At 70.6% G+C, this 21,148-nt stretch carries 17 protein-coding genes; 13 read left to right on the top strand and 4 right to left on the bottom strand.

Translation table 11 applies throughout. The annotated features are described in order from the left end of the window. Positions 1-25: 25 nt before the first annotated feature. Positions 26-1,291, top strand: a complete 1,266-nt coding sequence (clpX, locus tag ACFVR6_RS04255; RefSeq protein WP_386959157.1) for an ATP-dependent Clp protease ATP-binding subunit ClpX — start codon at positions 26-28, stop codon at positions 1,289-1,291. A 54-nt stretch (positions 1,292-1,345) separates the two neighbouring features. Then, on the top strand, positions 1,346-2,464 hold the full coding sequence (locus ACFVR6_RS04250) for an epoxide hydrolase family protein (protein ID WP_386959156.1): 1,119 nt from the start codon (positions 1,346-1,348) through the stop codon (positions 2,462-2,464). Positions 2,465-2,488: 24 nt separating this feature from the next. On the opposite strand, the gene ACFVR6_RS04245 is transcribed toward ACFVR6_RS04250, so the two are convergent. Next, positions 2,489-4,543: a M3 family metallopeptidase gene (locus ACFVR6_RS04245; protein ID WP_386959154.1), complete on the bottom strand. Its 2,055-nt coding sequence runs from the start codon at positions 4,541-4,543 to the stop codon at positions 2,489-2,491. Positions 4,544-4,627: 84 nt separating this feature from the next. Here ACFVR6_RS04245 and ACFVR6_RS04240 point away from each other — a divergent pair, with 84 nt between their 5' ends. Further along, entirely contained in the window at positions 4,628-5,251 is a 624-nt protein-coding gene (locus ACFVR6_RS04240) for an ArsR/SmtB family transcription factor (protein ID WP_386959153.1), read from the top strand. Further along, a complete protein-coding gene (locus ACFVR6_RS04235; RefSeq protein ID WP_386959151.1) occupies positions 5,248-5,487 on the top strand; it encodes a hypothetical protein in 240 nt (79 codons plus the stop codon). Before ACFVR6_RS04240 ends, ACFVR6_RS04235 begins: the two co-directional genes overlap by 4 nt. 7 nt (positions 5,488-5,494) lie before the next feature. Here the strand turns inward: ACFVR6_RS04235 and ACFVR6_RS04230 are convergent, their stop codons facing one another. Continuing rightward, positions 5,495-5,743, bottom strand: coding sequence for a hypothetical protein (locus ACFVR6_RS04230; RefSeq protein WP_386959149.1), 249 nt, complete (start codon positions 5,741-5,743; stop codon positions 5,495-5,497). Position 5,744: 1 nt separating this feature from the next. Next, on the bottom strand, positions 5,745-8,318 hold the full coding sequence (gene valS, locus ACFVR6_RS04225) for a valine--tRNA ligase (protein WP_386959148.1): 2,574 nt from the start codon (positions 8,316-8,318) through the stop codon (positions 5,745-5,747). A 322-nt stretch (positions 8,319-8,640) separates the two neighbouring features. Here valS and ACFVR6_RS04220 point away from each other — a divergent pair, with 322 nt between their 5' ends. The 5 genes from ACFVR6_RS04220 (at position 8,641) to ACFVR6_RS04200 (ending at position 14,616) form a co-directional block, all read left to right on the top strand. Next, the gene (locus ACFVR6_RS04220) at positions 8,641-9,465 is read left to right on the top strand and encodes an endonuclease domain-containing protein (protein ID WP_386959147.1); all 825 of its coding nucleotides are present in this window, start codon (positions 8,641-8,643) and stop codon (positions 9,463-9,465) included. Positions 9,466-9,663: 198 nt separating this feature from the next. Further along, positions 9,664-11,268, top strand: coding sequence for an ABC transporter substrate-binding protein (locus ACFVR6_RS04215; RefSeq protein ID WP_386959145.1), 1,605 nt, complete (start codon positions 9,664-9,666; stop codon positions 11,266-11,268). Beyond that, complete coding sequence (locus tag ACFVR6_RS04210; protein WP_386959143.1) at positions 11,265-12,281, top strand: ABC transporter permease; 1,017 nt, start codon at positions 11,265-11,267, stop codon at positions 12,279-12,281. The genes ACFVR6_RS04215 and ACFVR6_RS04210 overlap by 4 nt, the downstream gene beginning before the upstream one ends. Continuing rightward, the gene (locus tag ACFVR6_RS04205) at positions 12,278-13,090 is read left to right on the top strand and encodes an ABC transporter permease (RefSeq protein ID WP_386959141.1); all 813 of its coding nucleotides are present in this window, start codon (positions 12,278-12,280) and stop codon (positions 13,088-13,090) included. Before ACFVR6_RS04210 ends, ACFVR6_RS04205 begins: the two co-directional genes overlap by 4 nt. Then, positions 13,087-14,616: a dipeptide ABC transporter ATP-binding protein gene (locus ACFVR6_RS04200; protein ID WP_386959139.1), complete on the top strand. Its 1,530-nt coding sequence runs from the start codon at positions 13,087-13,089 to the stop codon at positions 14,614-14,616. Before ACFVR6_RS04205 ends, ACFVR6_RS04200 begins: the two co-directional genes overlap by 4 nt. A 25-nt stretch (positions 14,617-14,641) precedes the next feature. On the opposite strand, the gene ACFVR6_RS04195 is transcribed toward ACFVR6_RS04200, so the two are convergent. After that, entirely contained in the window at positions 14,642-15,301 is a 660-nt protein-coding gene (locus tag ACFVR6_RS04195) for a pentapeptide repeat-containing protein (protein ID WP_386959137.1), read from the bottom strand. 221 nt (positions 15,302-15,522) lie between these two features. On the opposite strand from ACFVR6_RS04195, the gene ileS reads away from it, so the two are divergent. The 4 genes from ileS to ndk are packed head-to-tail and all read left to right on the top strand — an operon-like array spanning position 15,523 to position 21,104. After that, the gene (ileS, locus tag ACFVR6_RS04190) at positions 15,523-18,930 is read left to right on the top strand and encodes an isoleucine--tRNA ligase (protein ID WP_386959135.1); all 3,408 of its coding nucleotides are present in this window, start codon (positions 15,523-15,525) and stop codon (positions 18,928-18,930) included. Next, on the top strand, positions 18,927-20,279 hold the full coding sequence (locus ACFVR6_RS04185) for a bifunctional folylpolyglutamate synthase/dihydrofolate synthase (protein WP_386959133.1): 1,353 nt from the start codon (positions 18,927-18,929) through the stop codon (positions 20,277-20,279). The genes ileS and ACFVR6_RS04185 overlap by 4 nt, the downstream gene beginning before the upstream one ends. Further along, a complete protein-coding gene (locus tag ACFVR6_RS04180) occupies positions 20,267-20,689 on the top strand; it encodes a DUF4233 domain-containing protein (protein WP_386959131.1) in 423 nt (140 codons plus the stop codon). The genes ACFVR6_RS04185 and ACFVR6_RS04180 overlap by 13 nt, the downstream gene beginning before the upstream one ends. A gap of 1 nt (position 20,690) precedes the next feature. After that, complete coding sequence (gene ndk / locus ACFVR6_RS04175) at positions 20,691-21,104, top strand: nucleoside-diphosphate kinase (protein WP_386959129.1); 414 nt, start codon at positions 20,691-20,693, stop codon at positions 21,102-21,104. Positions 21,105-21,148: the final 44 nt, after the last annotated feature.

Genomic DNA, 21,148 nt, shown 5'->3' with positions numbered 1-21,148 from the left:
ACTGGGGGCAGTGAGGAGGAGCCTGATGGCTCGCATCGGTGAAAGCGCCGACCTGTTCAAGTGCTCCTTCTGTGGCAAGAGCCAGAAGCAGGTCCAGCAGCTGATCGCGGGACCGGGCGTGTACATCTGCGACGAGTGCGTCGAGCTGTGCAACGAGATCATCGAAGAGCGCATGGCGGAGTCCGGCTCGGGCGAGGTCGCCGAGTTCGATCTGCCGAAGCCGCGCGAGATCTTCTCGTTCCTCGAGGAGTACGTCGTCGGCCAGGAGTCCGCCAAGCGCGCGCTGTCGGTCGCCGTCTACAACCACTACAAGCGCATCCGTGCCCACGGCACCCTGCAGCCCGCTGAGCAGCGCGCCGACGACATCGACATCGCCAAGAGCAACATCCTGCTGCTGGGTCCCACCGGCTGCGGCAAGACCTACCTCGCCCAGACCCTCGCGAAGCGCCTGAACGTGCCGTTCGCGGTCGCGGATGCCACCGCCCTCACCGAGGCGGGCTACGTCGGCGAGGACGTCGAGAACATCCTGCTGAAGCTGCTGCAGGCCGCCGACTTCGACACGAAGCGCGCCGAGACCGGCATCATCTACATCGACGAGGTCGACAAGATCGCCCGCAAGGCCGAGAACCCGTCGATCACCCGCGACGTCTCGGGGGAGGGCGTGCAGCAGGCACTGCTGAAGATCCTCGAGGGCACGGTCGCCTCGGTGCCGCCGCAGGGCGGCCGCAAGCATCCGCATCAGGAGTTCATCCAGATCGACACGACGAACGTGCTGTTCATCGTGGCGGGGGCCTTCGCCGGGCTCGAGGAGATCATCTCCTCGCGCGTCGGCAAGCACGGCGTCGGGTTCGGCGCGCCGCTGCACGACAAGGGCGAGAACCTCAACCTGTTCAGTGACGTGCTCCCCGAAGACCTGCACAAGTTCGGGCTCATCCCCGAGTTCATCGGGCGTCTGCCGGTCGTCGCCTCCGTCGCGCCGCTGGACCAGGACGCCCTGATGGAGATCCTCACCGAGCCGCGCAACGCCCTGGTGAAGCAGTACCAGCGCATGTTCGAGCTCGACGGGGTGCAGTTGGAGTTCGAGGAAGACGCCCTGCGCGCCATCGCCGACCTCGCGGTGCTGCGCAAGACCGGAGCACGTGGGCTGCGGGCCATCCTCGAAGACGTGCTCGGCCCCATCATGTTCGAGATCCCGTCGGCCGAAGACGTCGAGAAGGTCGTCATCACCCCGGCCGTCGTCGACGGCGCGGCCCCGACGCTGCTGCTGCGTCAGAAGCGCAAGAGCGCCTGACCCTGCGGGCGCATCCCGCGGCCGATGTCCGAGGCCGCCCCTAGTGTCTGCGGCATGACCCAGGTACGACCCTTCGCCTTCCACGCCGGCGACGACCTGCTCGATGATCTGCGCAGGCGTCTGGACCGGACACGACTGCTCCCCGACTCCCCACGCGCCCCGGCATCCGGCATGTCCGCCGAGTACCTCGGGGAACTGGTCGCGTCGTGGCGCGACTTCGACTGGCGCGAGCGGGAGCGCTGGCTGAACAGTCACCCGCAGTTCCTCGCCGACATCGGTGACGCCACCGTGCACTTCGTGCATCGCCGGGCGCAGCGCGACGACGCGCCCGTGCTGCTCGTGATGCACGGGTGGCCGCACACCTTCGCCCTGCAGCTGGACTTCGTCGACCTGCTGTCCGACTTCCACGTCGTCGTCCCGAGCTTCCCCGGCTTCGCCTTCTCGTCGCCGTACCGGGACGGGCCGTTCACCGAGCAGCGCCTCGTCGACACGATGCACGCGCTCATGACCGACGTGCTCGGGTACTCCCGCTACCTCACCTACGGCGAGGACGTGTCGGCCAACGTCAACGACCTGCTGGCAGCGAGCCACCCCGAGGCGGTGGCGGGAATCCTGGTGACGCACGCGCACTTCGTGTATCAGGACGAACGCGACGCGCTGTCCGATCCCGCCGAGGCGGCGTTCTTCTCCCGGCTCGGTGAGGCCCACGGTCCCGACGGCGCCTACGGTCACGTGCAGGCGACGCGCCCCGACACCCTCGCCGTCGCCTTGAACGACTCGCCCGCGGGACTGCTCGCGTGGCTCACCGAGAAGCTCGTCGAGTGGGGTGACAGCCCCACCGATGACCCGCGTGCGGTCGAGCGGCGCATCTCGCGCGAACGCATCCTCACCGAGGCGATGATCTACTGGGCGACCGAGAGCATCGGCTCGTCGTTCCGCCCGTATTACGAGGGTGCAGACCAGCCCGCCCCCATCCCGCCGGTGACCGTGCCCGCATCGGTGCACATCCAGCGGCACGAGTGGGACTACCCGGAGTCGCTCGCACGGCGCTTCTACCGGGACCTCCGCGCCTTCGAACGCCTCGACGAGGGCGGGCACTTCGCCGTGGCCGAGGTGCCGCAGGCGATGGCGCAACGCGTACGCGCCTTCGCCGACGGGCTCGGTCTGCTGTGAGGCCGGCCCGTCGGCGGGCGGCGGTCAGTCGGTCAGGCCGCGCCGCGTGAGCAGCGGCTCGATCTCGGCATCCCGGCCGCGGAAGTCGCGGTAGGCCTCGAGCGGATCCTTCGAACCTCCGACACCGAGGAGGCGCTGGCGGAAGCGGTCGCCGTTGGCGCGAGTGAGCCCACCGTTCTCGTGGAACCACTCCACGGTGTCGGCGTCGAGCACCTCGCTCCAGATGTACGAGTAGTAGCCCGCGCTGTAGCCGCCGGAGAAGATGTGCGCGAAGTACGTCGAGGAGTATCGGGGCGGCACGACCTCGCTGTGCAGACCGATCTCGGTGACGGCGCCCGCTTCGAACGCCGCCACATCGATGTCCGCGGCGGCATCCGACGCGCCCAGGCAGTGCCAGGCCTGATCGATCCATGCAGCAGCGAGGTACTCGCTGGTGGCGAAGCCCTGGTTGAACGTCTCGGACGCGGCGAGCTTGTCGACGACCTCAGCCGGCAGCGGTTCGCCGGTGTCGATGTGCCGCGCGTAGTTGCTCAGCACCTCCGGCCAGTAGATCCACATCTCGTTGACCTGACTGGGGAACTCCACGAAGTCGCGGTAGACGTTGGTACCCGCGAAGCTCGGGTAGGTGACCGTTGCGAACAGCCCGTGGAGGGCGTGGCCGAACTCGTGGAAGAGGGTGTTGACCTCGTCCAGGGTGAGGAGGGTCGGCTGCCCGGGGGCGGGACGGGCCACGTTGAGGTTGTTGACCACGACGGGCGCGGTGCCGCGCAGACGCGACTGCGTCACGATGGAGTTCATCCAGGCGCCGCCGCGCTTGGTGTCGCGCGTGTACAGGTCGAGCACGTAGAGACCCAGCGCCGAGCCGTCGGCGTTGTGGATCTCGAAGATCCGCGCCTCGGGGTGGTAGGAGGGGAGGTCCGCACGCTCGGTGAACGTGATGCCGTACAGCGCGGTGGCGGCGAAGAAGACACCGTCCTGCAGCACGCGCTCGGCCTCGAACCAGGGGCGCAGCGCCGCCCGATCGAGGTCGTATCGCGCCTGGCGCACCTGCTCGGTGTAGAACGCCCAGTCATGCACTTCGAGGGGGAACGGCTCAGGCCCGGCATCGACGATCTCCTGCAGTGCGGCGCGCTCGCGCGCGGCGTTGCGCGCCGCGGGCGCCGCGAGGCGGAACAGCAGCTCGCGCACGGCGGCGGGGGAGCCCGCCGTCTCGTCGGAGGTGATGTACGCGGCGTGGTTGTGGTAGCCCAGCAGCTCGGCGCGCTCGGCGCGCAGTCGGACGATCTCGCGCAGCACACCCCGGTTGTCGTGGGCGTTGCCCCGGGAGCCGCGCGACCGGGATGCCGCCAGCAGGCGCCGACGGGACTCGCGGTCTGTCAGCGACGAGAGGTAGGGGTGCCCCGTGAACAGGGTGAGCGCGACGACATAGCGGCCCTCGAGCCCGCGGTCGGCGGCCGCCTGGGCGGCGGCGGAGAGTTCCCCGGCGGTGAGCCCGTCAAGTTCGGCGACATCGTCGAAGACCACCGCGAGCTCGTTGGTGTCGGCGAGAAGGTTCTTCTCGAACGTCGTGGTGAGCGTGGACAGCCGCTGGTTGAGCGCGGTGAGACGCTGCTTCGCCTCGTCGGACAGGCCCGCCCCGGCGTGGCTCATCTGGGTGTGACGGCGCTCCACCAGGTAGCGCTGCTCGGGAGTGAGGTCGAGCTCGTCGAGCCGCTCGAAGAGCGCGCGCACGCGGGCGTAGAGAGTGCTGTCCAGCTGGATGGCATCCTGATGCGCCGACATCAGTGGTGCGAGGGTCTCCTCGACTGCCTGGATGTCGGGCGTGGCATCCGCCGAAGACACGGTGTAGAACGCGTGGGCGACCCGCCCCAGCAGGTCACCCGAGAGCTCCAGCGCCGTCATCGTGTTCTCGAACGTGGGGGCGTCGGGGTTCGCGGTGATGGCGTCGACCTCGGCGCGCTGCTGGGCGAAGACAGCCTCGAATGCCGGCAGGTAGTGCTCAGCGCGGATCGCGCGGTAGTCGGGCAGCTCGTAGGGGAGTGTGCTCGGGGCCAGCAGGGGGTTGCTCTCGTCCGTCATCGTTTCAGCCTAGGCTGATCCGTCCGCGCGCACCGATGCAAAGAAACCCTTGCAAAGAAGTCCTTGCAAAGGTAGCTTTGCAACATGACCTCCGAAGACGCTCCCACCGACCCGGCGCAGGACCAAGGCCGGCCGCCGGTGCGGGTGCTCGATACCGGGGCGGTGAAGGCATTGGCGCATCCCATCCGCGTCGCCATCTACGACATCATCAGCCAGTACGGACCGCAGACGGCCAGCTCGCTGGCCGAGCGACTGGGGGAGTCGACCGGGGCGACCAGCTACCACCTGCGTGCGCTGGCGAAGCACGACCTCATCCGCGAGGTCGCCGGTCGCGGCACGGCCCGGGAACGCTGGTGGGAGCGCCCGGCGGGCGCGGTGTCGTTCGCGGCGCCCGGCGGCATGCCCACGATCGCCGGCCGGGCCGCCATGCAGCTGGTCATGTCGTCGCTCTACGACCGCCGTCATCAGCAGCTGATGCAGTTCGTGACCTCCGGCAACGACACCGAGCCGGAGCAGTGGCAGGACGCGGCGTTGATCTCCACCGCGAACGTGCGCTTGACCGCCGCCCAGCTCGCCGATGTCTCGGCGCGCATCGCCGCGGTGATCGACGAGACCGTCGACAGATACCGGGATCAGAGCGGGGAGGACGTGCGGCCGGTCACGATCCGCGCCGACCTGTTCCCACTCGCAGAAGGGGACCAGTCATGACCGCGTACGCCGAGTCGATGTCGGAGCGGTTCCTCCCGGTGCACCCCACCCTCGTGGAACGGGCCGCGCTGCGACTGGCCACGGCCACGCAACGGCTCGTCGCGCACCGCATGCAGCGTCGCGCCCACCGACTGGAGCAGGCCGTCGCGCAGCGCACGATCGCGATCGATCGTCAGCGCCGCGAAGACGACCTGCTGCGCACCGCGGCGTTGTCGCTCGGTCCGCGCCTGCACTGACGCCCGATCAGGCGAAGTCGTCGTCGGGGTCGTGTCCGACCACCGCATTGCCCTCGGCGTCGAGCGAGACCACGACGCCCGTCTCCAGCTCCGCGATCGGCCGGCCCTCGAGGAACGTGAGCGTCCACCGCGGGCGTGGCTGACCCAGATCGTCGCCGGGGATCGCCCGGTCGACGGCCTGAATCTGGCCGCGGATGCTGGCGGGCACCGCTGCGGGCGGTTCGTCGCCGGAAGTCCAACGGGTTCCGAGCTGCATGTCAGACCTCCTGGGGAGCGAGCACGATCTCGAGCACCGAGGTGGTCTCGGCGTCCTGGTAGGTGATCTCGGCGACACGGCCGACGGCCTTGAGGTCGCCCTCCGCGAGGCGGAGAGCCGCCGCAGCGGTCTCGCTGGCACCGATCGTCGCACGCTCGACCTGGGTCTTCTGCGAAGCCTTCGCCTCGGTCTTCGCACGACGGATGCCGATGAGCGCCTCGCCGACGATGCGCAGCACCGCGGGGTCGCCCTCGATGCCCAGGGGCTCCGGCCACGAAGCGGTGTGCACCGAACCTTCCTCGAACCACGACCAGGCCTCTTCCGTCGCGAACGACAGCACCGGCGCGAGCAGTCGCAGCAGCGTCGACAGTGCCAGGCGCAGCGCGAGCGCTGCCGATGCCTGCCCGACATCGCCCTGGTTGTAGGCGCGCTCCTTGACGAGCTCGAGGTAGTCGTCGCAGAACGTCCAGAAGAAGGCCTCGGTCACTTCGAGCGCGCGGGCGTGGTCGTATGCCTCGTACGCCTTCGTCGCCTCCCGCACCACACCGTCCAGGGTCGCGAGCATGGAGGCATCCAGCGCGTGGGTCACCTCGGCGCCCGCGGGGACCGGGAACGACAGCACGAACTTGGCGGCATTCAGGACCTTGATCGCCAGGCGCCGGCCGATCTTCACCTGCGTCGGGTTCTGCGGGTCGAACGCCGCGTCTGCGCCCAGGCGGCTGGAGGCGGACCAGTAGCGGACGGCGTCCGTCCCGTGCTGGGCGAGGATGTCCGCCGGCGTCACGACGTTGCCCTTGGACTTCGACATCTTCTTGCGGTCGGGGTCGACGATGAAGCCGGAGATCGCGGCATCCGTCCACGGCGCGCGGTCGTCCTCGAGGGCACTGCGCAGCATGGTCGAGAACAGCCACGTGCGGATGATGTCCTGACCCTGCGGGCGCATCGAGAACGGGGCGACGAGGTCCCAGAGCTCCGGGTCGCGCTCCCAGCCACCGGCGAGCTGCGGCGTGAGCGAGGAGGTCGCCCAGGTGTCGAAGATGTCCTTCTCGGCGTCGAAGCCGCCGGGGACGCCGCGCTGGTCCTCGGTGTAACCCGGGGGGACGTCGCTCGTGGGGTCGACGGGCAGGCTCGCGAGGTCGGGCGTGAGCACGCGGCTGTAGTCCCGCTCGCCGTTGTCGTCGAGGGCGTACCAGACCGGGATCGGCACGCCGAAGAAGCGCTGGCGCGAGACGAGCCAGTCACCGGTGAGGCCGTTGGTCCAGTTCTCGTAGCGCACGCGCATGAAGTCCGGATGCCAGTCCATGCCGGCGCCCAGGGCGATCAGCTTCTCGCGCAGCTCGGCGTCGCGGGCGCCGTTGCGGATGTACCACTGGCGGGTCGAGACGATCTCGAGCGGGCGGTCGCCCTTCTCATAGAACTTCACGGGGTGGGTGAACGGCTTCGGGTCGCCGATGAGCTCGCCCGACTCGCGCAGCAGCTCCACGATGCGCTTCTTGGCGCTGAACACCGTCTTGCCGGCGAGTTCGGCGTACGCGGCGCGCGCGGCATCCGTCACGATGACGTCGGGGGCCTCGGCCACGATGCGGCCGTCCTTGCCGAGGATGGTGCGGTTGGGGAGATCGAGCTCGCGCCACCAGATGATGTCGGTCACGTCCCCGAAGGTGCAGATCATGGCGATGCCCGATCCCTTGTCCTTCTGCGCGAGCGGGTGCGCCAGCACTGGGACCTCGACGTCGAACAGGGGCGTCCGCACCGTCGAGCCGAAGTGCGGCTGGTAGCGCTCGTCGTCGGGGTGGGCCACGAGCGCGACGCACGCGGCGAGCAGCTCGGGGCGCGTGGTCTCGATCTCGATGTCGCCGGAGCCGTCGGTGAGGTGGAAGGCCACGCGGTGGTACGCGGCCGGCTGGTCGCGGTCCTCGAGCTCGGCCTGGGCGATCGCGGAGCGGAAGTCGATGTCCCAGAGCGTGGGTGCCAGCGACTGGTACGCCTCGCCGCGCTCGACGTTGCGCAGGAACGCGAGCTGGCTCGTGCGGATCGTCTCGTCCGAGATGGTGCGGTAGGTCTGGGTCCAGTCGACGCTGAGGCCCAGCTGGCGGAACAGCGCCTCGAAGTGCTTCTCGTCCTCGACGGTGAGCTTCTCGCACAGTTCGATGAAGTTGCGGCGGCTGATGGGCACCTGGTCGGCGGCCTTGCTGCTCTTGTTGTCGCCGCCCTCGAACGGGGGCGTGAAGTCGGCGTCGTAGGGAAGCGTGGGGTCGCAGCGCACGCCGTAGTAGTTCTGCACGCGGCGTTCGGTGGGCAGGCCGTTGTCGTCCCAGCCCATGGGGTAGAACACCGTCTTGCCGCGCATGCGCTCGTAACGCACCTTCACGTCGGTGTGCGTGAACGAGAAGACGTGCCCGATGTGCAGGCTCCCGGAGGCCGTGGGCGGGGGAGTGTCGACGGAGAAGACGCCGGCGCGGCCCTTGGCCTTGGCCGCGTCACGGTCGAACAGGTAGGTGCCCTGTTCGCTCCACGCGGCATCCCACTTCTGCTCGAGGCCTTCCAGCGCGGGCTTGTCAGGGATCTGCGACATGGGGGACTCCTCGAGCGATATGTGCGGCACTGTGTGAGCGTGCCTGAGTGTGGACCGTCCGCACAGTTTACCGGCGGGCGCTGAGGGCTCGCGCCGCGCCGCACGGTCGGCGCCGTGGCGGCGCATTCGTTGCCGAGACGCGGAGATCCGCCCACACAAGGGTGGATGCCGCTGCATCGGCCGCATCCGGGCGGATCTCCGCATCCGGACGACGGCCGGTGTGGCGCGACGCGCCTCCTCCCCAGGGCGCGGGCGCAGAGATCCGTCCCCATTGGGCCCTCGTCGTCCGCGCGCGCAGGCCGCAGGTCGCCACACTCGCTGCATGGATCTCATCGCGGCGGTCACCGCCCAGGGCGGCGTGGCCCGCAGCGTCTCGCTTCAGGCGGCTGGGTTCAGCAAGCATCAGGTCGCCCAGGCGGTGGCCCGCGGTCAGCTGACGCGCGCGCACCGGGTGTGGGTGGCCGTTCCCGGCGCCGATCCGCTGCTCGTCGCGGCGGCGCGCGATGGTGTGGTGCTGACGTGCGTCACGCAGGCGCGTCGGCTCGGGCTGTGGGTGCTGTCCGAGAGCGAGCCGCATGTCGCCGCGAAGCCCAACGCCGGCGGCATCCGTGCCGAGGGAGCGAGGGTCCATTGGGCACGTCCGCTGCTGTCGCGGCATCCGGATGCCCTCGTCGACCCCGTCGAGAACGTGCTCGCGACGGTCGCCCGCTGCCTGCCGTTCGAGCAGGCGCTGGCCATATGGGACTCGGCACTGCGCCGCCGCCTGGTGGAGCGGGCCTCGCTCGAACGGTTGCCGCTGCCACCCTCCGCGCGCCGGGTGCTCGCGCAGGCCAACCCGTTCGCCGATTCCGGGCTCGAGAGCTTCGTGCCGCCACGTCTGCGGTGGCTGAACCTGCCGATTCTGTCCCAGGCCTGGATCGCGGGGCGCCCTGTCGACTTCCTCATCGGGGACCGGCTCGTGCTGCAGATCGACGGCGGCCACCATGTGGGTGCGCAGCGGCGCGCCGACATCGCCCACGATGCGACGCTCATGCTGCTGGGGTATCACGTCATCCGCGTCGACTACGTGGACGTCGTCGAGAACTGGCATCGTGTGCAGGAGATCATCCAGCGCGCCGTCGCTCAGGGACTGCATCGCGCCCGCTGAGGCGCGACATCCGGTGCCCGAAATGCGGAGATCTGCCCGAACAAGGGTGGATGCCGCGCAGGCGTCCGCCTCCGGGCAGATCCCCGCATCCGGGCAGACGCATGAGGCCCCCGAGGGTCGCGTGACCCACATAGATCCACCCCGTCCAGAAAGGGGTAGCGTGGGAGGTCTCCCGTTCGATCCTTCCCGAGGTCTCGCATGCCTTCGCTTCGCCGTCTGCTTCCCCTGTCCGTCCTCGCTGTCGCGACCCTCGCCCTCGGCGCATGCGCGCCCATCGGTGGCGACTCCGCCGAGGGGGGCGAGGTGGTGTGGGCGATCGAGGGCGCGAACCTGTCGGCCGGCCACATGGATCCGCAGACCAGCCAGCTCGACGTGTCGGCGCTCGTGCAGCGCGCGGCACTCGATTCCCTCGTGTTCCAGGAGGCCGACGGCAGCTTCTCGCCGTGGCTGGCCGAGTCGTGGGAGGTCTCCGACGACGGCACGAGCTACACCTTCGAGCTGCGCGACGACGTCACCTTCCACGACGGCGAGCCGTTCGACGCCGCGGCGGTCAAGGCGAACTTCGACCGCATCGTCGATCCCGAGACCGCGTCGGCGCAGGCCGCGAGCATGATGGGCGCGGAGTTCTACGCCGGCACCGAAGTCGTGGACGACCACACCGTGCGCGTCGAGTTCACGCAGGCCTACGCTCCGTTCCTGCAGGCGGCGAGCACAGCGCAGCTCGGCTTCTACTCGCCGGCGGTGCTGGCGGAGTCCGCCGACCGCCTGAAGGCCGGCGGCCCGGGCGTCACGGTGGGTACCGGCCCGTTCGAGCTCACCGACTACACACCCGACCAAGAGATCGTCTACACCCGCAACGACGACTACGCGTGGGGCCCCGACGGTCAGGGCGCGGCGTCGTTCGAAACTCTGCGGGTGAGCATCCTCCCCGAGGCCGCCGTGCGCGCGGGCGTGGTGGACAGCGGCGAGGCCGACCTCGCCAGCCAGCTGCCGCCGAGCCTCGCCGCCGACCTCGGCGACACCCTCACCATCGACTCGATCGAATACCCGGGCCTGCCGTACTCCCTGTACCTCAACGAGGCTTACGGCGTGTTCGCCGACCAGCGCGTGCGCCAGGCGTTCAGCCGAGCCATCGACATCGACACCGCCGTCGAGGAGATCTACTTCGGCCAGTTCCCGCGCGCCTGGAGCATCCTCGGCTCGACGACCCCGACCTACGACGCTTCGCTCGAAGGCACGTGGCCCTTCGACGCCGCGGCCGCGGAGGCGCTGCTCGACGAGGCCGGCTGGACCGAGCGCGACAGCGAGGGCTACCGCACCAAGGACGGCGAGCGGCTGTCTGCCCGCTGGATCGCCTGGACTCCCGTGCCGGATGACCGTGCGGCGCTGGCCAACGCGATCCAGTCCGACCTCAAGGCCGTCGGCTTCGAGATCGTGCGCGAGGTGCTCGAGCCGGGCGCCTACAACGAGCAGTACGGTCCCAAGACGTTCGACCTCACCGACTGGGGCTTCTCGGGCGTCGACCCGGACCTCCTGCGCAGCCACCTGCACAGCGAAGGGTTCCAGAACGCTTCGCAGGTGAATGACCCGGCGATGGACCTGCTGCTGGAGGATGCCGTGGCGCGCACGGACGCCGACGAGCGCGCGGTGCTCTACCGCGAGGTGCAGCAGTGGAACGCCGAGCACGTCGCGATCGTGCCGCTGTACAGCCCCGCGTTCATCACTGCCGTCGGCGACACCATCTCGGGCCTCGAGTACGACCTGTACGGACGCCCGCTCTTCTTCGGCGTGACGGTCGAGTGAGCGCGCGCCCACCAGGCGCTGAGATCACGGCGGGTCCGACGCGGCAGACGCTCCGCCGCGTCGCCATCCGTGCCGCCGGCATCGCCGTCTCGATCGTCGTCGTGCTCTGGGGCGCGGCGACCCTCGCCTTCCTCGCGTTCCGCGTGATCCCCGGTGACCCGGTGTCGGTGATGCTCGGCCCGCAGGCGCAGGTCAGCGAAGCGGTCAAAGACGGCATCCGGGCCGAGCTCGGGCTCGACCGGCCGCCGCTGGAGCAGTACCTCGCGTACCTCGGACAGCTGCTGCGCGGGGACCTGGGGGAGTCGTACCAGCTGCGGATGCCGGTGACCGAGGTCATCGGGCGACAGCTGGGCGCCACCGTGCAGCTGTCGGTGCTGGCCCTGATCATCGCGCTCACCATCGCGTTCGCCGTCGCCCTCGTCGCCCGCGGCCGCGCGGCGCGCACGGTCGCGGCCGGCGTGGAGCTCGTGGTGCTGTCATCGCCGGTCTTCTGGATCGGGCTGGTGCTGCTCAGCGTCTTCGCGTTCGGGCTCGGGTGGTTCCCGGTGTCGGGGTCGCGCAACCCCGCGACGCTCATCCTCCCGGCCGTCACGCTCGCCCTCCCGGTGGCAGCGCTGCTCGGCCAGGTGCTCCGTGACAGCATCGAATCCGCCGAGCGGCAGCCGTTCACCACGACCGTGCGCGCCCGTGGCGCCGCGCCGACGCGGCTGACGCTGCACCACACCCTCCGTCACGGTGCGACGGGGGCACTCACCCTCGCCGCGTACCTCGTGGGCTCGCTGCTCGGCGGCGCCGTGCTCGTGGAGACCGTCTTCGCCCGCCCGGGCCTCGGTCGCGTGACACTCGCGGCCATCACCGACCGCGACCTGCCCGTCATCACCGGCATCATCCTGCTCAGCGCGGTGGTGTTCGTCGTCGTCAACACGATCGTGGAGCTCACCTACCCGCTCCTCGACCCGCGCCTGCGCCGCCTGCCCTCCCCGGTCGCCCCGCGTGCGGGGGTGCCGGCATGAGGCCCGCGCAGCGTGTGCTGCTGGGCGCGGCCGTCGCCGTGCTCGCCGTCATCGCGGTCGCCGCGTTCGCGCCGCAGCTGTTCACCCCGCTCGACCCGCTGCAGACCGATGTGCGTCAGGCGCTGCTGGCACCTTCGCCCGAGCATCCGTTCGGCACCGATCAGAGCGGGCGCGACGTGTACTCCCGCGTGGTCTACGGCGCCGCGCGGTCGGTGGGCATCGGCCTGCTCGCGACTGCCCTCGCCTTCGGGATCGGCCTCGTCGTGGGCTCGCTCTCGGGCGTCGCGCCGCGGGCGGTGGATGCCGTCGCGATGCGCGCCACCGACATCCTGCTGGCGTTCCCCGAGTTCCTCATCGCCCTCGTGGTGGTCGCCGTGCTCGGTCCGGGGCCCGCGAACGTCGCGCTGGCCGTCACGATCGCCGCCGTGCCGGTGTACGTGCGGCTCGCTCGCGCGCAGACCCGCACGCTGCGCAACGCCGAGCACGTCGAGGCCGCCCGCATCCTCGGGGTCCCCGGCCCGCTCGCCTTCGTCCGTCACGTCGCGCCGGGGGTCGTCGGCTCCCTCAGCGTGCTCGCCACCATCGGCATCGGGACCAGCATCCTCGCCGCGGCAGGACTCAGCTTCCTCGGGCTCGGACCCACCGAACCCACACCGGAATGGGGACTCATGCTCTCGGGTGGGCGCAACGTGATCGGCCAGGCGTGGTGGGTGTCGGTGTTCCCGGGCGCGGCCATCACGCTCACGGTCGTGGCCGCCACGATCGTCGGGCGCACCCTCCGGTCCCGCGCGGACGGGAGGCTCTCGTGAACGCGGTGCACGTGTCGGGACTGCGCATCTCGTTCGGCGGAACGACCCCGGTCGCGGGGGTGTCGCTGAGCGTCGCCCCCGGGGAGTGCCTCGCCATCGTCGGCGAATCGGGCGCGGGCAAGTCGCTCACGGCGCGCGCGCTGCTGGGGCTCATCCCCGAGGGCGCCCGCATGACCGCCGACGCACTCAGCATCGACGGCGTCGACGCACTGCACCTCGATGAGCGCGGCTGGCGAAGGCTCCGCGGCACGCGCATCGCGCTCGTCTCCCAGGACGCCCTCGTCTCCCTCGATCCGCTGCGCCGCGTGGGGGCGGAGGTCGCCGAACCGCTCGTGATCCACGAGCCGCGGATGCCGCGCGCGGCACGCCAGGCGCGCGTCGAGACTCTGCTCACCGACGTCGCCATGCCCGACCCGGCCCACCGTGCGCGGCAGTACCCGCACCAGCTGTCCGGCGGCCTGCGTCAGCGCGCCCTCATCGCGTCGGCTCTGGCGGGGGAGCCTGCGGTCCTCATCGCCGACGAGCCGACCACGGCGCTGGACGCGACCGTGCAGGCGCGGGTGCTCGATCTGCTGCGCTCGATCGCCGATCGCGGCACCGCCGTCGTGTTCGTCAGCCACGACTTCGCCGCGGTCCGCCGCATCGCCGATCGTGTGGCCGTGATGCGCGGCGGCGTCTTCGTCGAGGAGGGGGCGACGGCCGACGTGTTCGACGCGCCGCAGCATCCCCACACCCGGGAGCTCATCGCCGCCTCACGGCACGTTCCGCGCGCGCAGGTCTGCGACGGGCGGGCCGAAGCTCCACTCCTGTCCGCCCGAGGCCTGTCGAAATCGTTCGACCGGCCCGCGGTGCGGGAGGTCTCCTTCGACCTCGTGCGCGGCCGCACGCTCGGCGTGGTGGGGGAGTCGGGCTCGGGAAAGACGACCCTCGCGCGCATGATCGTCGGCATCGAGCAGCCCGACGCGGGCACGGTGAGCATCGACGGCACGCTGTGGTCGCGGCGCACCGAGCAGGCGCTGCGCCGGCGCGTCCAGCTCGTGCATCAGAACCCTCTCGGAGCACTCGACCCGCGGTGGAGCATCGGCCGGTCGGTGCGCGAGGCACTCGCCGCCGGTGGCGTGCCGCGCGCGGAACGTCGCTCCCGCGCCGCCGCCCTGCTGACGGAGGTGGGGCTGGATGCCGCGCTCGCGCGTCGGCGCCCGGCGCAGATCTCGGGCGGTCAACGCCAGCGTGCCGCCATCGCGCGGGCACTGGCGGTGGACCCCGAGGTGCTCGTGCTCGACGAGCCGGTGTCGGCGCTGGATCCCACCGTGCGCGAACGCGTGCTGGCGCTCCTGCGGCGCCTGCAGGCCAAGCGCGGGCTCACGATGGTCTTCGTCTCGCACGACCTCGACGTCATCGCGGCCATCGCCGACGACGTGCTGGTGATGCAGGACGGCGCCGTCGTGGAGGAGGGGCCGGTGGCTGCGGTGTTCGCCGCACCCCGGCATCCCTTCACGCGCGAGCTGCTCGCGGCGGGGCGCTGACGCCCGCAGCCGGCCGCGGCGCGACTCAGTCCCGCACGTCGATCCCCAGTGCCGCCGCCAACGACTCGGCGAGCGCCGACACCTGGTGCGGCGCGAGGGTGGCACCGCGGAGCGCGCGCAGGTCGGTGAAGCCGAGGGCCTCGAGGCCGCGGAGGTCGAGGTCGGTGGCGCGGAGCTCCCGGGTGTCGACGTCGTCCACGCGGCATCCTTCGAAGCGCACCCGGTCCAGCCGTGCGGCGGGCATGTCGAGGGTGCTCAGCACGCAGTCGGCGATGAGGATGTCGGCGGCGGTCGCCTGCCCGAGGGACAGGTAGTCGATGCGGGCACCGCGGATCTCCACCGCATCGAGCTGCGCGCGCGACAGGTCGAGCGTGCCGATGCGGCCGCCCGTGAGTCGCACCGAGCGCCACGTGCCGCTGACGGCGGCAAGGGTCGTGGCCCGCACGTCCTCGAGTTCGACGTCGATCAGCGTCGCACCGGTGAGGTCCAGTCGCTCCAGCGGCGCCACCGCGATCTCGCACTCGACGAGCCGGGAGTGCGCGGCATCCACGTCGCCCGAGAGGCTTTCGATCCTCGACTGGGTGACGTCGCTGCGGCGGTCCAGGGTCGTGACGGATGCCAGCAGGGCGGGCAGGTCGGGCGCAGCGGTTCGCGGCGGAACGGGACGGAGTGGACGCGCAGGCATGCATCCGAGCCTACGTACGCGTAGAATCGGATGATCAGCATCGATCCGGCCATCACCGGGGAGCTCTCGGAAGAACGCGGGAAACCGTCAGTAGAACCGAGCGGGGCAGGCCCGTCACAGCCGCAGTGAGAGAGGGCCCACGGTTCGCCGGGGCCACGCGGGGTGGTACCGCGGCCCGAAGGGTCGTCCTCGCAGGACGCATCGCAACCTGCTGGAGTGACATGACCTATCCCCGACCTTCGACAAGCTCAGGCGACGGCGCCGCGTTCGGCCTGACCCCCGGAGTCGTGCCGAGCCCGCGCCTGCCCGACATCGAACGCGAGGTGCTGGCCTTCTGGGAGGCCGATGACACGTTCCGCGCGTCGATCGCGCAACGCGAGGGCGCCCCGGAGTGGGTCTTCTACGACGGCCCGCCGTTCGCGAACGGGCTGCCGCACTACGGCCACCTGCTCACCGGCTACGCCAAGGACCTCTTCCCGCGTTTCCAGACGATGCGCGGCAAGAAGGTCGATCGCGTCTTCGGCTGGGACACGCACGGCCTGCCGGCAGAGCTCGAGGCGATGAAGCAGCTCGGCATCACCGAGAAGAGCCAGATCGAGCAGATGGGCATCGCCGCGTTCAACGCGAAGGCGCGCTCGTCGGTGCTGGAGTACACCCACGAGTGGGAGGACTACGTCACCCGTCAGGCGCGCTGGGTCGATTTCGAGCGGGGCTACAAGACGCTCGACACCGGGTTCATGGAGTCGGTGCTGTGGGCCTTCAAGGAGCTCTACGACAAGGACCTCGCCTACGAGGGCCACCGCGTGCTGCCCTACTGCTGGCGCGACGAGACGCCGCTGTCCAACCACGAACTGCGCATGGACGACGACGTCTACAAGATGCGTCAGGACCCGTCGGTGACCGTCACTTTCCCGCTCGTCGGCACGAAGGCCGAGGCGATGGGGCTCACCGCCGTGCGCGCGCTCGCGTGGACGACGACGCCGTGGACGCTCCCGACCAACCTCGCCCTCGCGGTCGGTCCCGACATCACCTACGTCGTCGTGCCCGGTGGCCCGAACGGTGCCGCCGACGTGCACGAGGACCGCGCCGAGGGCGAGTCGCACCGGTATCTGCTGGCCGAAGACCTGCTCGCCGGCTACGCGAAGGACCTCGGCTACGACAGCGCCGAGGCCGCCCACGCGGCCGTGCAGCAGCGGGTGCAGGGCGCCGAGCTCGCCGACGTGCACTACGACCGACTGTTCGACTACTACGCCGACGCCGAGGTCTGGGGCACCGAGCACGCCTGGCGCATCCTCGTCGACGACTACGTGACCACCAGCGACGGCACCGGAATCGTGCACCAGGCGCCCGCCTACGGTGAGGACGACCAGCGCATCACGGATGCCGCCGGCATCCCGCTCATCATGAGCCTCGACGACGGCGGTCGCTTCCTGCCGCAGGTGACCGACGTCGCCGGCGAGTTGTGGATGGATGCCAACCGGCCCCTCATCCGCTTGCTCAAGGCCGAGGGCCGCCTTGTGCGCGAGGCGAGCTACGAGCACTCGTACCCGCACTGCTGGCGGTGCCGCAACCCCCTCATCTACAAGGCCGTCTCCAGCTGGTTCGTGCGCGTCACGGCGATCAAGGATCGCCTGATCGAACTGAACGAGCAGATCACGTGGGCGCCCGAGAACGTCAAGCACGGGCAGTTCGGCAAGTGGCTCGAGGGCGCCCGCGACTGGTCGATCAGCCGCAACCGCTACTGGGGCTCGCCGATCCCGGTGTGGCGCAGCGACGACCCCGCCTACCCGCGCGTGGATGTCTACGGCTCGCTCGACGAGATGGAGCGCGACTTCGGCCGTCTCCCGCGCAACGAGCAGGGCGAGGTGGACCTGCACCGGCCCTACATCGACGACCTCACCCGTCCCAACCCGGATGACCCCACCGGTCAGTCGACGATGCGGCGCATCGAGGACGTCTTCGACGTGTGGTTCGACTCGGGCTCCATGCCCTACGCACAGGTGCACTACCCGTTCGAGAACCGCGAATGGTTCGACGAGCACGCACCGGCGGACTTCATCGTCGAGTACATCGGCCAGACCCGCGGCTGGTTCTACGTCATGCACGTGCTCTCCGGCGCGCTGTTCGACCGCCCCGCGTTCACCGGCGTCGCCTGCCACGGCATCGTGCTGGGCAGCGACGGGCTGAAGATGTCCAAGTCGCTGCGCAACTACCCGGATGTCTCCGAGGTGTTCGACCGCGACGGCTCCGACGCGATGCGCTGGTTCCTCATGGCCAGCTCCGTGCTGCGCGGCGGCAACCTCATCGTCACCGAAGAGGGCATCCGTGCGGGGGTGCGGGAGTTCCTGCTGCCGCTGTGGAACGCCTGGTACTTCTTCTCCACCTACGCCAACGCCGCCGGCGGTGCGACGGGCGGCGAGGGGTACGAGGCATCCTGGCGCACGGACTCCACCCACGTGCTCGACCGGTACATCCTCGCCCTCACCGGCGATCTGGTGCGCGACGTCGCGACCGAGCTCGACGCCCTGGACTCCACCACGGCCGCCGCCAAGCTGCGCGACTTCGTCGAGGCGCTCACCAACTGGTACATCCGCCGATCACGCGACCGGTTCTGGGTCGGGGTGAACGACGACCCGACCAGCCGGGAGGCGTTCGACACGCTCTACACGGTGCTGGAGACCCTCACCCGGGTCGCCGCGCCCCTCATCCCGCTCGTGGCCGAGAACATCTGGCAGGGCCTGACCGGCGGACGCAGCGTGCACCTGCAGGACTGGCCGGATGCCGACGCGTTCCCCGCCGCCGACGACATCCGCACCGCGATGGATGCCGTGCGCGACGTCACCAGCGTCGCCAACGCGCTGCGCAAGCGCGAGGGCAAGCGGGTGCGGCTGCCGCTGCCGCTGCTGACCGTGGTGGTGCCCGATGCCGCCGCGCTCGGACAGTTCGACGACATCCTGCGTGACGAGCTGAACGTCAAGGCGGTGGAACTGGTCGAGCTGCGCGAGGACACCGGCGCCGACTACGGCATCACGCACCGACTTTCGGTCAACGCCCGCGCCGCCGGCCCGCGTCTGGGCAAGCAGGTGCAGCAGGTGATCCAGGCGGCCAAGGCCGGTGACTGGTCCGAGACCGACGGGGTCGTCACGGCCGGCGGCGTGGCGCTGGAGCCGGGGGAGTACGAACTCGTGCTCGAGACGAGCGGCCGCCCCGAGGGCGAGGCGCTGTCGCTGCTGCCGGGGGCCGGTTTCGTGCTCCTGTCGACCACGACGACCCCCGAGCTCGAGGCCGAGGGCTTCGCGCGCGACGTCGTGCGCGCCGTGCAGGACACCCGCAAGGCCGCCGGCTTCGACGTGAGCGACCGCATCCGCCTGCAGCTGCTGTTCGAATCGGCCGACGACGCGTCGTCGCTCGAGACGGGCATCGACGCGGCGGACGTCGCGGGGGAGACCCTCGCCGTCGACCTCGCCGCCCGTGTGGCAGGGCGTGACATCGAGGTGCCGCAGACACCCGACGCCACGTGGCATCCGGATGTCTTCGGAGACACTCCCGACCACGTCGCGTACGTGCCGGCCGGCACCTATGCCAACCAGGGCGGCTTCCACGTCGCGGTGAGCCGGGTGAGCGCATGAACGATCGCCGCAGGGCCGACGCCGCCTACGAGACACTGCTCGCCCGTGCGGGCGAGCGCTGGGTGCAGCCGCGCAAGGAGCGCACCGCGCGGCTGCTGGAGTACCTCGGCGACCCGCAGCGCAACTACCGCGTGGTGCACGTGACCGGCACCAACGGCAAGACGTCGACGAGCCGCATCATCGAGAGCCTCGTGCGCGCCCACGGGCTGCGCACCGGGCTGTTCACCAGCCCGCACCTGGAGCGGTTCACCGAGCGGATCATGGTCGACGGCGAGCCCATCGCCGACGCCGCGGTCGCCGACGCGTGGGACGAAGTCGCGCCGTTCGTCGAGCTCGTCGACGCCGAGCTGACGGGGGCCGGAGAAGAGCCGCTGACCTTCTTCGAGCTGCTCACGGCGGTCGCGTTCGTCGCGTTCTCCGACGCGCCCGTGGACGTCGCCGTGATCGAGGTGGGCATGGGCGGGTCGTGGGATTCCACGAACACCGCCGACGGCGACGTCGCGGTGTTCGCGCCGATCGACCTCGACCACGCCGACCGGCTGGGCGGCACGATCGCCGAGATCGCCGAGGTGAAGTCGGGCATCATCAAGCCGGGTGCCGCCGTCGTCTCGGCAGAGCAGCATGCCGCCGCCGAGCGGGTGCTGCGTGCGGCTGCCGCCGCCAACGACGCCACGATCGCGTTCGAGGGCGAGGGGTTCGCCCTCACCGAGGACCGCATGGCCGTGGGCGGGCAGCTCATCGCGGTGCGGGGCCTGGCCGGTCAGTACAGCGACCTCTACCTGCCGCTGTACGGCGCGCACCAGGCACACAACGCCGCGCTGGCCATCGCCGCGGTGGAGTCGCTCCTCGGTGCCGCGACGCAGCCGCTGGCCGCCGACGTGCTCACCGAGGGTCTCGGTGAGGCGACCTCGCCCGGGCGCCTGCAGCTCATCGGCATCGCCCCCACGGTGATCGTCGACGGCGCACACAACCCGCACGGTGCCCGTGCCCTCGCGCAGGCGCTGCGCGACGCGTTCGACTTCGACGAGTGGGGAGTCGTGCTCGGCGCCCTCGCCGACAAGGACGTCTCCGGTGTCGTGGCCGAGCTCGCACCCCTCGCGGCGCACGTGTTCGCCACCGCGCCGCAATCCGACCGTGCCACCGACCCCGACGCCATCGCCGACCTCGCCGAAGCGCTCGGTGCGCAGGTGAGCGTGCACCCCGACGTCGCGGACGCCTCGTCGGCGGCGCGGGAGTGGGCCGCGGCATCCGAGCGCCGGGCCGTCATCATCGCCGGCAGCGTCGTGCTGGCCGGCGAGGCGATGACCGTGGCATCCGAAGAGGACTGGAAGAGCGGGTGGAACGCGTGAGCGCCCGGAAGACGGCCGCACCCCGGGTGCGGCGTGCGCGCGGGGCCCAGGAGTCGCTGGCATCCATCGTGCTCGTGTTCGAGTCGATCGTCGCGTTCCTGGCGGGCCTGGCGGTCTTCGGGCTGCAGGCGCTCCCCGCCGGCATCGGGCAGTGGTGGGGGATCGTCGCCGGCAGCGTCATCGCGGTGCTGATGATGCTCACCGCCGGCCTCGTGCGCCACCGCTGGGCCATCGCGTTCGGCTGGGTGCTGCAGCTCACCATCGTCGTCGGCGCGATCTTCGTGCCGGCGCTCGTCCTCGTCGCGCTGATCTTCGGCGCGATGTGGGCCTATGCGACCATCAAAGGTGCCTCGCTCGACCGGCGCAACGCGCGTCTGGCAGCCGAGGCCGAACAGCGAAACGGAGACTGACATGTCCACCGAAGAAACCCTCGTCCTGGTCAAGCCCGACGGCGTCGCGCGGGGGCTGACCGGAGCGATCCTCGCCCGCATCGAAGCCAAGGGCTACTCGCTCGTCGACCTGCGGCTCGTGGAACCCGACCGCGAGCGGCTCGAGCAGCACTACGCCGAGCACGCCGGAAAGCCGTTCTACGAGCCGCTGGTGGAGTTCATGATGTCGGGACCGTCGGTGGCGATCCGCCTCGCCGGCAACCGTGTGATCGAGGGCTTCCGCTCGCTCGCGGGCACGACCGACCCGACCACCGCCGCGCCCGGCACGATCCGCGGCGACTTCGGCCGCGACTGGGGCGTCGCCGTGCAGCAGAACCTGGTGCACGGCTCGGACAGCCCCGAGTCCGCCGCCCGCGAGCTGTCGATCTGGTTCTGACCCCCCAGCAGCACCGCGAGTGAGTATTCGTCGTCCCGAGTGAG

This window comes from Microbacterium sp. NPDC058021, assembly GCF_042885955.1.
Classification (GTDB): domain Bacteria; phylum Actinomycetota; class Actinomycetes; order Actinomycetales; family Microbacteriaceae; genus Microbacterium.
This window is presented reverse-complemented; position numbering and strand designations above follow the sequence as displayed.